Annotated in this window: 11 protein-coding genes; 8 read left to right on the plus strand and 3 right to left on the minus strand. The window is 71.1% G+C overall.

Annotation, left to right across the window (positions count from 1 at the left end):
• The first annotated feature begins 101 nt into the window (after positions 1 to 101).
• The 3 genes from E1202_RS12505 to E1202_RS12515 are packed head-to-tail and all read left to right on the plus strand — an operon-like array spanning position 102 to position 3,864.
• The gene (locus E1202_RS12505) at positions 102 to 1,901 is read left to right on the plus strand and encodes an FAD-dependent oxidoreductase (RefSeq protein WP_132683125.1); all 1,800 of its coding nucleotides are present in this window, start codon (positions 102 to 104) and stop codon (positions 1,899 to 1,901) included.
• Positions 1,898 to 2,965, plus strand: coding sequence for a maleylacetate reductase (locus E1202_RS12510; protein ID WP_132683126.1), 1,068 nt, complete (start codon positions 1,898 to 1,900; stop codon positions 2,963 to 2,965). Before E1202_RS12505 ends, E1202_RS12510 begins: the two co-directional genes overlap by 4 nt.
• Positions 2,962 to 3,864: a dioxygenase family protein gene (locus E1202_RS12515; RefSeq protein WP_132683128.1), complete on the plus strand. Its 903-nt coding sequence runs from the start codon at positions 2,962 to 2,964 to the stop codon at positions 3,862 to 3,864. Before E1202_RS12510 ends, E1202_RS12515 begins: the two co-directional genes overlap by 4 nt.
• Before the next feature lie 55 nt (positions 3,865 to 3,919).
• Here E1202_RS12515 and E1202_RS12520 read toward each other — a convergent pair whose 3' ends face one another.
• The gene (locus E1202_RS12520) at positions 3,920 to 4,384 is read right to left on the minus strand and encodes a CAP domain-containing protein (RefSeq protein WP_132683129.1); all 465 of its coding nucleotides are present in this window, start codon (positions 4,382 to 4,384) and stop codon (positions 3,920 to 3,922) included.
• A 182-nt stretch (positions 4,385 to 4,566) separates the two neighbouring features.
• The gene (locus E1202_RS12525) at positions 4,567 to 5,802 is read right to left on the minus strand and encodes a cytochrome P450 (protein ID WP_132683131.1); all 1,236 of its coding nucleotides are present in this window, start codon (positions 5,800 to 5,802) and stop codon (positions 4,567 to 4,569) included.
• 119 nt (positions 5,803 to 5,921) lie between these two features.
• On the opposite strand from E1202_RS12525, the gene E1202_RS12530 reads away from it, so the two are divergent.
• On the plus strand, positions 5,922 to 6,875 hold the full coding sequence (locus E1202_RS12530; protein WP_207918598.1) for an alpha/beta hydrolase: 954 nt from the start codon (positions 5,922 to 5,924) through the stop codon (positions 6,873 to 6,875).
• A gap of 76 nt (positions 6,876 to 6,951) precedes the next feature.
• Here E1202_RS12530 and E1202_RS12535 read toward each other — a convergent pair whose 3' ends face one another.
• Complete coding sequence (locus tag E1202_RS12535; protein WP_132683133.1) at positions 6,952 to 8,268, minus strand: MFS transporter; 1,317 nt, start codon at positions 8,266 to 8,268, stop codon at positions 6,952 to 6,954.
• 268 nt (positions 8,269 to 8,536) lie between these two features.
• On the opposite strand from E1202_RS12535, the gene E1202_RS12540 reads away from it, so the two are divergent.
• The 4 genes from E1202_RS12540 to E1202_RS12560 all read left to right on the plus strand — a co-directional run bounded on the left by E1202_RS12540 (position 8,537) and on the right by E1202_RS12560 (position 13,524).
• Positions 8,537 to 9,709: an aminotransferase-like domain-containing protein gene (locus tag E1202_RS12540; protein ID WP_132683134.1), complete on the plus strand. Its 1,173-nt coding sequence runs from the start codon at positions 8,537 to 8,539 to the stop codon at positions 9,707 to 9,709.
• Between the two features lie 128 nt (positions 9,710 to 9,837).
• Positions 9,838 to 12,204 (plus strand): xanthine dehydrogenase family protein molybdopterin-binding subunit, encoded by a 2,367-nt coding sequence (locus E1202_RS12545; protein WP_132683136.1) that lies wholly within the window; start codon positions 9,838 to 9,840, stop codon positions 12,202 to 12,204.
• The gene (locus E1202_RS31435) at positions 12,201 to 13,052 is read left to right on the plus strand and encodes an FAD binding domain-containing protein (RefSeq protein WP_165943844.1); all 852 of its coding nucleotides are present in this window, start codon (positions 12,201 to 12,203) and stop codon (positions 13,050 to 13,052) included. The genes E1202_RS12545 and E1202_RS31435 overlap by 4 nt, the downstream gene beginning before the upstream one ends.
• Positions 13,045 to 13,524 (plus strand): (2Fe-2S)-binding protein, encoded by a 480-nt coding sequence (locus tag E1202_RS12560; RefSeq protein ID WP_132683139.1) that lies wholly within the window; start codon positions 13,045 to 13,047, stop codon positions 13,522 to 13,524. The genes E1202_RS31435 and E1202_RS12560 overlap by 8 nt, the downstream gene beginning before the upstream one ends.
• The last annotated feature ends 23 nt before the right edge of the window (positions 13,525 to 13,547 follow it).

Genomic DNA, 13,547 nt, shown 5'->3' on the forward strand with positions numbered 1-13,547 from the left:
ATTCGCGACGGGGCGTTGCCCGTTCGCGCCGTCCGGGCGGCCGGGCGCTGGACTCGTGCGAACCTCCCGGGCAACGAGCGCGTCGCAGGAGGACCGAGACGATGGAGTTCAACGACGGTGTGGCCGACACCGAGGTGCCCACCGCGGGCGCGGTGGAGACCGAAGTGCTGATCATCGGCTCCGGCCCGGCCGGGGCTTCGGCCGCGCTGTTCCTGTCCACCCTCGGGGTGGCCAACATCGTGGTCACCAAGTACCGCTGGACCGCCAACACCCCCCGCGCGCACATCACCAACCAGCGCACCATGGAGATCTTCCGCGACCTCGGCATCGAGGAGCAGGTGCTGGCCGAGGCCACCCCGCACCACCAGATGGGCGACACGGTGTTCTGCACCTCGATCGCCGGTGACGAGATCGGGCGCATCCGCACCTGGGGCACCCACCCGGCGCGGCACGCGGACTACGAGCTGGCGTCGCCGTCGCTGAACTGCGACATCCCGCAGACCTACCTCGAACCGATCCTGGTCCGCAACGCCACCGTGCGCGGTTCGCACACCAGGTTCTCCACCGAGTACCTCTCGCACACCCAGGACGCCGACGGCGTCACCGCGCGGGTCCGCGACCGGCTCACCGGCCACGAGTACGACATCCGCGCCCGGTACCTCATCGGCGCCGACGGAGCGCGATCCCAGGTCGCCGCCGACATCGGGCTGCCGCACGAGGGCCGGATGGACATCGCCGGGTCGATGAACATCACCTTCAAAGCCGACATCAGCGAGCTCGTCGCCCACCGCCCGTCGGTCCTGTACTGGGTGATCCAGCCCGGCTCGAACATCGGCGGCATCGGCACCGGCCTGGTGCGCATGGTGCGGCCCTGGGACGAGTGGCTGATCGTGTGGGGCTACGACATCAGCCAGGAGCCGCCGGAGCTCGACGACGACGCTGCCCGGAAGATCGTCCGCAACCTGCTCGGAGTGGCGGACCTGGACGTGGAGATCACCGGTTACTCGTTGTGGGGCAACAACGAGCAGTGGGCCACCCACCTGCAGTTCGGCCGGGTGTTCTGCGCGGGCGACGCGATCCACAAGCACCCGCCGTCGAACGGGCTCGGCTCCAACACCTCGATCCAGGACTCCTACAACCTCGCCTGGAAGATCGCGGCCGTGCTGCACGGCTGGGCGGGACCGAAACTGCTGGACACCTACTCGGTCGAGCGGGCACCGGTGGCCGAGCAGATCGTGCGGCGCGCCAACCGGAGCGGCCGCGAGTTCGGGCGGCTCTTCGAGGCGCTGGGCATCACCGACGGCGACACCGAGGAGCAGATGCGCGCCAAGATCGCCGAGCGCGCCGCGGACTCGCCCGAAGGCGCCCAGCGGCGCGAAGCGCTGCGGCACGCGATGGAGCTGAAGAACTACGAGTTCAACGCCCACGGCGTCGAGATGGGCCAGTTCTACACCTCCACGGCCGTGGTCTCCGACGGTTCGCCGCGCCCGGAACCCGAGCGCGACCCGGAGCTGTACTACCAGCCCAGCACGGTGCCGGGCGCGCGGTTCCCGCACGTGTGGGTCGGTGACGCCACCACCACCCTGTCCACCCACGACCTGGCCCGCTACGGCCGGTTCACCTTGTTCACCGGCATCTCCGGGCAGCCGTGGGCGGCAGCGGCGGAGGACGCCGCCGAGCGGCTGGGCGTTCCGCTGGCCGCGGTCGTGATCGGGCCCGGACGCGAGGTGACCGATCTGTACTTCGACTGGGCGGCCATCCGCGAGGTCCACGGGGATGGGGCGGTGCTGGTGCGCCCCGACAAGCACGTGTGCTGGCGCTCCCACCGGCTGGTCGACGATCCTGCGGCGGTGTTGACCGAGGTGCTGGCTGGGATCCTCAACTCCGGAGGTGCGGCGTGAGCGTGGAATTCGACCACACGACGTTGGGACAGCGGGTCCTGTTCGGCGCGGGCAAGGCGGCGGCGAACCTGGCCGAGGAGGTCCGGCGACGAGGATCGACAGCGGTGATGGTGATCGCCGAAGGACGCGAGTCCGAGCTCGCGCGGCGCATCACCACCGGGATCGACGTCGCCCTGCACTACGACGACGTCGCACCGCACGTGCCGGTCGCCAAGGCTGACAAGGCGCGCGCGGCGGCGCAGGAGCACGGCGTGGACCTGCTGGTGTGCGTGGGCGGTGGATCCACGACCGGTCTGGCCAAGGCCGTCGCGCTGACCAGCGGATTGCCGATCGTCGCGGTGCCCACCACCTACGCCGGCTCGGAGGCCACCAACGTCTGGGGCTTGACCGAAGCCGCCCGCAAGACCACCGGCGTCGACGACCGGGTGCTGCCGGGAACCGTCGTCTACGACGCCGCACTCACCTTCTCGCTGCCGGTCGAGCTGTCGGTGGCCTCGGGCCTCAACGGGCTCGCGCACTGCGTGGACTCGCTGTGGGCGCCGCGCGCCGACCCGATCAACGCGGCTCTGGCCACCGAGGGCATGCGCACGCTGGCCGCCGGGCTGCCGAAGGTCGTCGCCGATCCGCACGACCTCGCGGGCCGCGAGTCGGCGCTCCACGGCGCCTACCTGTCGGCGGTCGCGTTCGCCTCGGCCGGTTCCGGGATGCACCACAAGATCTGCCACGTGCTCGGCGGCACCTACGACCTGCCGCACGCCCAAACCCACGCGATCGTGCTGCCGCACGTGCTGGCCTTCAACGCGGTCGCCGCCCCCGAGGCCGCCGACCGCATCGCCCGCGCCCTCGGCGGCACCGACGCCGTGGGTGCGCTGGCGGCGCTGCGCGACCGCCTCGGTGCGCCGAAGGCGTTGCGCGACATCGGCCTGCGGGAGTCCGACCTCGACGAGGCAGCGGAGCTGTCCGTCGCGGCGATCCCCGCGTCCAACCCCCGGCCGGCCACCGCCGGGGACGTCCGCAGCCTGCTCACCGCCGCGTGGGCCGGAACCGCACCGGAGGGCACATGAGCGACGTGGGGACCACCGACGCCGACAAGCAGCGCCGAGCCGAGGAAGAACTGGTCGCCAAGGTGCTGGCCAGCTTCGACGGCACCGCGGACGAGCGGCTGCGCGTGGTGCTGCGATCGCTGGTCACGCACCTGCACTCGTTCATCCGCGACGTGCGGTTGACGCAACGCGAGTGGGAGGCCGCGATCGCGTTCCTCACCGACGCCGGGCACATCACCGACGATCGCCGGCAGGAGTTCGTCCTGCTCTCCGACGTGCTCGGCGCGTCCATGCAGACGATCGCGGTGAACAACGCCGCGCGCGGGAACGCGACCGAGGCAACGGTTTTCGGCCCGTTCTTCGTCGAGGGCGCACCGCGCGCGGAGCTGGGCGGTGACGTCTCCGGTGGCGCGTCCGGCGAACCGTGCTGGGTCGAGGGCACCGTCACCGACACGGGCGGAAATCCGCTGCCGGGCGCCCGGATCGAGGTGTGGGAGGCCGACGACGACGGCTTCTACGACGTGCAGTACTCCGACGACCGCACCGCCGCTCGCGCGCACCTGTTCACCGACGACAACGGCTGGTACGGGTTCTGGGCGCTCACTCCGACGCCGTACCCGATCCCGCACGACGGCCCGGTGGGGAGGATGCTGGAGGCCACCGGGCGGTCGCCGCTGCGGGCCGCGCACCTCCACTTCATGGTCAGCTCGCCGGGACTGCGCACGCTGGTGACCCACATCTTCGTCGAGGGCGACGACCTGCTGGATCACGACGCGGTCTTCGGGGTCAAGAACTCCCTGATCAAGCGCTTCGAGCACCAGCCGCCCACCGCCGAGGTGCCCGGCGGCCGGGATCTCGGCGGGCGGACATGGACCCGAACCACCTTCGACATCGTCCTGCCACCGGAAGAGCCGAGCTGACACGCCGCTAGGGCTGTTGAAGAATGCGGCGGGGCCGCGCGTCCTGGAACAGCTCTCAGCGGCCGAAGTCCTGGGTCCAGTAGTTGCCGTCGTACTCGACGCCGACGCCGACGGTGCGCAGCGAGCAGTTCATGATGTTCTTGCGGTGGCCGCGGGATTTCAGCCAGCCGTCGACGACCTGGTCCGCGCTGGTGTGGCCGCGGGCGATGTTCTCGGCACCGGGCGAGGGGTAGCCGGCGGCCCGCACCCGCTCGCTGAAGGTGACGCCTTCGGGCGTGGTGTGGCTGAAGTAGCCGCGGCGGGCCATGTCGGCGCTGTGCTCGGTGGCGGCCTTGGTCAGCCGGCCGTCCACGGTGAGCGCGGGGCATCCCGCCTCGGCCCGGACCTCGTTGACCAGCGCGACGACCTCGTCCTGCGCCGGAGGCGCCGGGGCCGCCGACATGGACACCGCTGCGGTGCTCGTCCCGGCACCGATCAACAGGGCGGCTGCGACTACGGACAGCGTTGTCTTCGGGGTCATGGACCCGAAAGCTACGGCAGTTCCAGGGACCGCATTCAGATCAAAAACCCTGCTGTGCCAAGACTTCACACCATCTCGCTACTCCGGGTGATCACCTCGGGCAGCACGCTTCGGGGTCCGCCACCACGCGTCCCGACGACAGTATCCGGCCACGCCCGTCACACCCGCCACCCTGCGCGGACTCACGTGATGCGGTAGCGCAGCGGCAGGTGCTTGAGCCCGCCGACGAACGTCGTGTCGCTCCACTCCGGTTCCCCCTCCGGCTCCACCCACCGCAGGCGGGGCACCAGTTCGGCGAAGAAGGCCCGCGCTTCCATCCGGGCCAGGGTCGCGCCGAGGCAGACGTGAGCGCCGAAGCCGAACGACAGGTGGCGGTTCGGATCACGACCGACGTCGAACCGGAACGGGTCGTCGAACACCGCCTCGTCCCGGTTGGCCGACGGGTAGCACAGCAGCAGCGACTCACCCGCCTCGATGCGCTTGCCACCCAGCTCGTAGTCGGTCGTCGCGGTGCGCATGAACTCCTTCACCGGCGTGACCCAGCGGATCATCTCCTCGACCGCGGACGGGATCAGCCCCGGGTCCCGCCGCAACCGCTCCAGCTCGCCCGGATGGGCCACCAGGGCTTGCAGGCCCCCGGCGATCGTGGAGCTGGTGGTGTCGTGTCCCGCCGTGGCGATGATGACGTACTGCGAAGCCGCGTCGGCATCGGAGAGGTGCTCTCCGTCGATGCGCGCGTTGGCGATCGTCGAGGCCAGGTCGTCGGTCGGGTTGGCGCGCCGGTCGGCGGTGATCTGGTTGAAGTACTCGAAGAAGTCCAGCAGGACCTGCAGCAGCTCTTCCGGGGACCGGCCGCGCCGGAGCTCGGCGTCGTCGCTGCCGAACAGCTCCTGGGTCAGCTGCAGGATCCGGGGGAAGTCCGACTCCGGCAGGCCGAGCAGCGAGAGGATCACGTAGAGCGGGTAGTCGACGGCGATCTCCTGCGCGAAGTCGCACTCGCCGCCCAGCTCGGCCATCGTGTCCACGGAGCGCTTGGCCAGGCGCCGGACGTCCACCTCGATCTTCCGCAGCGCTCGGGGCCGGAACCAGTCGGCCACGACCGACCGCAACGCCTTGTGCTCGGGATCGTCGATGTGGACCAGGGTGCGCAGCATCCGGCCGTGCTCGGCGGTGTAGCGATCCTGCGCCGCGCTCACCAGGATCGGTCGCGGCTCGTTGATGAACGTCTCGTGCTGCCGCTCGACCTCGAGCACGTCGGCATGACGGGTCACGGCCCAGAACGGGTTGAACGCGGGCAGCGGATCGACCCGGTGCACCGGATCTTCGCGCCGCAGCGCGCTCAACGCGGCGTGCAGCCGCCGGTCGTCGGCGTAGGCGGTCGGGTCGGCGAGCGTCAGGCCGGCGTCGTCGATGTTCACGTGCGCGTCCCCCTGGACATCGGTCCCCCCGACCCGACGTTACTCAGATGATCGCGGAACCGACAACAACACCGCGAATCCGGCGAGGCGGTCGTGACCACTCCCCGCGCGGAGGATTGGTGACTACCGTGATCGCCATGCCCGTGCTCAGCCATCCCCTCGTCACGCGCGTCGCCGCCGCGTTGATCCAGGGCGTCACGTCGCTGACCCCGCGCCTCGACCGCCGGCGTCGGTTCCCCGACATCGCGTGCGCGACCCGCCGGATCGAGGTTCCCACCGCCTGCGGGGTGGTTCCCGCGACGCTGTACCTGCCGCCGAGGGGCGAGGTCCCACCGCTGCACATCAACCTGCACGGCGGTGGGTTCATCATCCGCTATCCCGAGCAGGACGATCCGCTGTGCCGCTACCTCGCGGCCCGCGCCGAGGTCGCGGTGCTCAACGTCGACTACCCGGTCGCGCCGCAGCACCCGTTCCCGATCCCGCCGAAGGCGTGCTTCGAGGTGACGCGCTGGGCGGCCGAGCACGCCGCGGAACTCGGCGTCGACCCGGAGCGGCTCAGCATCGGCGGGGCGAGCGCGGGTGGATCGCTGGCCACGGCCGTGGCCCGGCAGGCGCGCGACGCCGGCGGCCCGCACCTGGCCCTGCAGGTGCTGCACTACCCGTCGCTGGACCTGGTGACCTCGACGCAGGAGAAGCTCAGCGCCCGCAACCGGACCGAGCCACCGTTCCTGAAACCGTGGATGTCCGCGGTGTTCCACAACTCCTACCTACCCGACAAGGCGCTCGGCGTCGACCCGCTGGCCTCGCCCGCGTACGGCGACAACGGCGCGGAGCTGGCGGGGACGGCACCGGCACTGCTGATCACCACCGAGCTCGACCTGCTCAACGCCGAGGGGCTGCGCTACGCCGAGGCGTTGCGTCGTGCCGGAGTGCTGCTCGAACATCGCGACATCCCCGGTGTCGATCACGGCTACGACCAGCTGGGAGGCGGTGACGACCAGGCGCGCGAGACCTACGACCTGATCGTCGAGCACCTCCGCCGCGCGCATTTCAAGCGTCAGGACGGGCGGTAGAGCAGGCCGAGGAACTCCTGCTGCCTGCCCAGGCGCCGGAAGTGGGGCAGCTCGGCGAGGACTTCTTCGGCGGACCTCATCGACCCTCCAGCACGTCGCGCCGCAGCAGCGGCAATCCCAGCAGCACCAGCGCACCCGGCAGCAGCGAGAAGCCGAGCACGATCGCGGTCACCGCGCTGTCCGGTTGCGGGACCGATCCGTCCACACCGGACACGTAACCGCCGATTCCGAGCACCAGACCGAAGAGCCCCGGACCGAGGGCCATGCCCAAGGTCTCCGCGCCGGTCCACACCCCGGCCGCCACACCTGCCCGGGTCTCGCCGGTTCGCTCCTCCTCGGCGGTGATCAGGTCCGGCATGATCGCCAGCGGGAACACCTGGATGCCCGCGTAGCCGATCCCTGCGAGCGCGACGAGCACGAACGACACGCCCACAGGCAGCACCAGCGCCGCGCACAACCCGGCGCAGGCCGCGCCGAAGGTGATGCAGGCGGCGCGGAATCCCCACAGCTTGCCCTGGCGCTCACCGATCCTCGGCCACAGCGGCATCGTCACCAGGGCCGGGAGGACGAACCCGACGAACAGCCAGGTCTGCACCGCCGGATCGCCGAACACGTAACGGGACGCGTAGCTGACCCCGGCCAGCAGCGTTCCGAGTCCGAGAGCCTGCACCGAATAGGCCAGCACCAGGCGCCTGAACGAACGCCACCGCCGCATCGTGCTCACCAGGTCGCGCCACCCCTGCGCGGCCGGGCGCCGCCGCCCGACGGGAGCGTCGCGGACGCCCAGGACCATCAGCACCGCCCCGAGCAGGATGACCAGCCCGATCACCACGCCCATCACCCGGTGGCCGGCCACTCCCCCGATGCCGTTGGCGATGCCGGGCGCACCACCTCCGGCCAGGAGCACCGCCACCGCCAGGAACCCCATCCGCCAGCTGGTGAGCCGGGTGCGCTCGCCGTAGGAATCGGTGAGCTCGGCGGGCAGCGCGTTGAAGGGCACCTGGAACAGCCCGAACGCGGTGGCGCACAACAGGTACAGCACCATCACGTAACCGGCGTCCAGCGCGGTGTCACCGAATCCGGGGTGGGCGAAGATCCCCGCGAACAGCACCGCGACGGCCAGACCGCCGAAGAGCAGGAACGGTCGTCGGCTGCCGTGGCGCACGAGGCTCGCGTCCGACAGCCTCCCGGCCACCGGGTTGAACACCACGTCCCACACCTTCGGCAGCAGCACGATCGCACCGGCGATCGCGCTGGGGACGGCCAAGGTGTCGGTCAGGTACGGAAGCAGGAGCACACCGGGCACCGTGGAGAACGATCCTGTGACCAGCGAGCCGAACGAGTAGCCGATCCTGGCGCGGGCACCGATCCCGACCTCGACGGGTAATGGCACTGCAACGTCCTCCAGAATCGCTCGCCTGTCCGCATGGTCGCACCGCAGGGGCGGTTCCGGATCACATCGAATCGTTTCGTTACGCAACTATTCCATTCGGGTTCATCGCCGAGTGAGCCGCGCCAAATTCGGGTGACCGGCCGAAACCGGTGCCCTAGAATCCCGATCGGCTCCTCGAACAGCGAAGCCGTTCCGTGAGGCGCGCCAGCGGCAACACTGCGGCCCGACGCCCCGCTTCTCGCCATCGCCTGTCGTTCCAGGAGCACTCATGTCCTCTCTCGCCCGTGCCAGCCGTGTGGACGGGGTCACCAGCTCACCTGTGCGCGACCTGCTCGCGCTGACCCGCCGACCCGGTGTGATCTCCTTCGCCGGCGGACTTCCCGCGCCCGAGCTGTTCGACACCGACGGACTGCGCGCCGCGTTCGCGCGGGCCCTCGCCGATCCCGACGCCACCCGCACGCTGCAGTACTCGCCCACCGAAGGCGACCCGGCGCTGCGGGAGATCGTGGCCGACCGCCTCACCCGCCAGGGCCTGCCCACCGGAGGCGACGACCTGCTGGTCACCACCGGTTCCCAGCAGGGCCTGAACCTGGTCGCCTCGGCGCTGCTGGACCCCGGAGCCGTGGTGCTGGTCGAGGAGCCCGTCTACCTCTCGGCCGTGCAGTGCTTCCAGCTCGCGCAGGCCCGGATCGTGCCCGTGCCCTCCGACGCGGAGGGCATCGACCCCGAGGCGCTGGAACGCATCGCCGCCAACGAACGCCCGGCGCTGCTGTACCTGGTCCCGACGTTCTCCAACCCCACCGGCCGCACGATCGGCGAGGCGCGGCGCGACCGGATCGCCGACATCGCCGCGCGGCACGACTTCTGGCTGATCGAGGACGACCCCTACGGCGAACTCCGCTACAGCGGCCGGCCGGTGAGCCCGCTGTCCGCGCGCGTGCCGGACCGGTCGATCTACCTGGGCAGCTTCTCCAAGATCGTCTCGCCGGGCATGCGGGTGGGCTGGTTGTGCGCGCCCGCGCAGTTGCGGCAGCAGCTCACGATCCTCAAGCAGGCCGCCGACCTGCACACCTCCACGATCGATCAGGCCGCGGCGGCCGAGTACCTCGCGACCGCCGATCTCGACGCGCGGGTGCGCGTGCTGTGCGAGACCTACCGGGAGCGGCGGGACGCGATGCTGACCGGGCTGCGCGAGATCACCCCGCCGGGCACCGAGATCACCGAGCCCGAGGGCGGGATGTTCGTGTGGGTGCGGCTTCCCGGCGAGGTCGACACCGCCGAGGTGCTGCAGGAGGCGCTTCGGCACGACGTGGCGTTCGTTCCCGGCTCTGCGTTCCAGGTGGGCGAACCCGACCGCGCCACGATGCGGTTGTCGTTCACCACCTTCGCCCCCGAGACCATCGCCGAGGGACTGCGCAGACTGGCCAAGACCCTGAGCTGAACGCACCTCCCCGGCTGCCGTCCATCCGGAGGATTGCGCACGTCCCCGCAGCTGCAGCAGGCTACCGTGAGTCCACCGCTGTGACGGCCCTCACCTGAGCCGTCCGGCCGGACCACTGGGGAGGTCTGATGCAGGTGATGCAAGGCGGGCGGCCCACTCTGCTGGGCGTGCGCGCACCGCGTGTCGAGGACGACAGGCTGCTCACCGGCCGAGGCCGCTACGTGGCCGACGTCGTGCTGCCGGGCATGGTGGAAGCCGCCTTCGTGCGCAGCGACCTCCCGCACGCCCTGGTGCGCGGCGTCGACAAGACCGCCGCGCTCGCCTCGCCCGGTGTGCACGCGGTGTTCGACGGAGCGGACCTGGATCTCGACGCGGTGCCGGACCGGATGCCGTGGGTGCGGGCGGTGCAGCACTTCCCGCTCGCACGCGATCGGGTTCGCTACGTCGGCTGTCCGCTGGCCGTCGTCGTCGCCGACGACCGCTATCTCGCCGAGGACGCCGCCGAACTGGTCGACGCGGATCTGCAACCGCTGTCCACCGTGGACACCGTCGACGACGCCCTCGCCCCCGACGCCGAGATGCTGTACCCGGGTTGGGGCGACAACCTGCTGCTGTCGGTCGAGCCCGACGACCCCGAGGTGGACGCCGCGTTCGAGCGGTTGCGCACCGTCAGCGGAACGTTCACCACGAACCGCCACTCGGCGGTCCCGCTCGAAGGACGCGGTGTGGTGGCCGAATTCCGCGACGACCGGCTGACGGTGTGGACCTCGACCCAGGCGGCCTACGTCGTGCGCGCCATGCTCGCCACCGTCCTGGGCATGCGGGAGCGCGACATCCGGGTGATCACGCCGGACGTCGGTGGCGGGTTCGGGCAGAAGAACGAGATCTACCCGGAGGAGTACCTCGTCCCGTGGCTGGCCATGCGCTTGCGCCGCCCGGTCCGGTGGATCGAGGACCAGCACGAGCACCTGATCGCCGCCACCCACGCCCGCGACACCAGCATCGACCTGTCGGCGGCCGTCCGCGAGGACGGCACGATCGCCGCGCTGCGCGGCCGGGTGCGCACCGACCTCGGGTCCGGCGAGATCTTCCCCGCCGGGTACGGACCGAGCCTGGTCGCGGTCGGTTCGCTGTGCGGGCCCTACCGGATCCCGCACCAGGCCATCGCGGTGCAGGGCGTGGTCACCAACAAGACGCCGACCGGCGGGTACCGGGGTTTCGGCGCCCCGGAGGGGACGTTCGCGATCGAGCGGCTGGTCGACAAGATCGGTCGCGAGCTGGACATCGACCCGTTGGAGTTGCGGCGGCGGATGATCCTCGCCCCGCAAGACCTGCCCTACGAGACCGCCGCGGGTGCCCGGCTGGTGTCCGGCACCCACCGCGAGGCGTTCGAGCGCGCCGTGGAGCTGGGCGAGCGGATGCTGGCCGAGGAACGGGACGCCGCCGAACCCGGAACGCACTTGGGCGTCGGTTACGCCACCTACGTCGAGGGCGTCGCCTCCACCACGTTCTCCATCACCGGAACCTGGAGCAGCCAGGACTCGGCCGACATCCGCTTCGACTCCGACGGCGGCGTCACGGTCGCCGTCGGGATCTCGGCGATGGGCCAAGGCACTCACACCATGGTCGCCACGCTCGTCGCCGAGTCGCTGTCGATCCCGATCGAGCAGGTCCGGGTCGTCATGGGCGACACCGACACGGCTCCGTTCGGCCTGGGCAGCTGGGCGAGCCGCGGTACGCTCGTGGCCGGCGGAGCGATCGAACGCGCGTCAGAGGTGTTGCGGTGCAAGGGAACCGACATCGCCGCGCACCTGTTGGAGGCGTCCCCGGACGACCTGGAACTCACCGAGGGTCGTTTCCAGGTCAGGGGCAGTCCCGGCAGCGCGGTCTCCTGGACCCAGGTGGCGCAGTCGGCCCTGAACCGGACGTTCGAGCTCCCACCCGGCGTCGAGCCAGGACTGGAGGCGCGCGCCGTCTACGAGCCGCCCGGCCTGGATCACGTGCCGCGCCCCGACGGCAAGATGAACGCCGCCGCCAGCTACACCAACGCCACTCACACCGCCGTCGTCCACGTCGACGCCGGCACCGGCGTCGTCGAGGTGGTGCGCTACGCCGTGGTGCACGACTGCGGCCGCGTCATCAACCCGCTGACCGTCGCGGGTCAGATCCACGGCGGAGTCGCGCAGGGCATCGGCGGAACGCTCTACGAACAGCTCCCCTACGAGGACGGCCAGCCGCTGGCCACCACGTTCGCGGAATACCTGCTGCCCAGCGCCCGCGAGATTCCCGAGATGCTCGTCGAGGAGTGGGGCGGTCCCGCTCCCGAGACCCCGTTCGGCGCCAAGGGAGCGGGAGAGGCCGGCATCATCGGCCCACCCGCGGCGATCGCCGGGGCGATCGAGAACGCGCTCGCACCGCTGGGCGTCACCGGGATCGACACCACCCCGCTGACTCCACCGGTGGTGCGCCGCTTGATCGAGGAGGCACGCTCGTGAAGCCGCCGCCGTTCGACTACGTCCGCCCGGGCACCGTCACCGACGCGATCGCGCTGCTGGCCGCCGACGAGGACGCCAAGCTCCTCGCCGGTGGGCAGAGCCTGCTGCCGATGATGAACTTCCGGCTGGCCCGGCCCAGCGCGCTGGTCGACATCACCCGCCTGCCCGGCCTGGCCGAACTGCACCGCGACGGCGAACAGCTGGCGATCGGGCCGGCCACGCGCCAGCGCGCGGTTGAAACCTCCTCGCTGGTCGCACGAACCTGCCCGCTGCTGGTGGACGCCCTGCGCCACGTCGGCCACCACCAGATCCGCACCCGCGGCACCGTCGGCGGCTCGCTGGCCCACGCCGACCCGGCGGCCGAGCTCTGCGCCGCCGCCCTCGCGCTCGACGCCGAGGTGGTGGCCACAGGCTCGGACGGCCGCCGCACGATCCCGGCGACCGACCTGTTCCTGGCCCCGTACCAGACGGCGCTGCGGCCGACCGAGATCATCACTGAAACCCGCTGGCCCATCCGGCCGCAGACCCGCCACGGATTCGCCGAGACCACCCATCGCGCAGGAGATTTCGCCCTCGCCGGTCTCGCAGCCGTCGTCGAGCTCGACGGGCCCGAGGTCGCCCGGGCTCGGCTCGCGGCGCTGGGAGTCGCGGGCACCGCCCGCCGCCTTCCCACCGCCGAGCAGGCGCTGCTGGGCCGCCCGCTCTCGACGGGGTCGATCGAGGACGCCACCGACGCCGCAGCGAAGTCGGTCGATCCGCCCGAAGACGTGCACGCCGATCCCGAAACCCGCCGCGCCGCCCTGCGCGCGGCCACCCGGCGAGCTCTGGAGCAGATCACCCATGCCTGACACACCCACCGCGAGCTGCGACATCACCCTGACGGTCAACGGCCGCGAGATCCACCGCCCGGTGCCCGCCCGGCGATTGCTGGTCGACTTCCTGCGCGACGACCTGGCGCTCACCGGCACCCATGCCGGCTGCGAGCACGGGATCTGCGGTGCGTGCACCGTGCTCATCGACGGTGAACCCGCGCGGTCCTGCATCACCCTCGCGGTGCAGGCCGACGGCTGCGAGATCACCACCGTCGAGGGGATCACGCCGGAGAACGGGTTGAGCCCGATGCAGCAGGCGTTCAAGGACTGCCACGGACTGCAGTGCGGTTTCTGCACCCCGGGCCTGCTCACGACGCTGGCCGCGGCCGAACCGGAGGACCACCCCACCGACGCCGACATCCGGGAACTCCTGGGCGGCAACATCTGCCGCTGCACCGGGTACCAGCACATCGTCGACTCGGTGAACAAGGCGTGGGGCCGTTCCTGAGGCGGCGGAGCCATCTCAGGACT

The organism is Saccharopolyspora karakumensis (assembly GCF_004349225.1).
Lineage (GTDB): Bacteria > Actinomycetota > Actinomycetes > Mycobacteriales > Pseudonocardiaceae > Saccharopolyspora > Saccharopolyspora endophytica.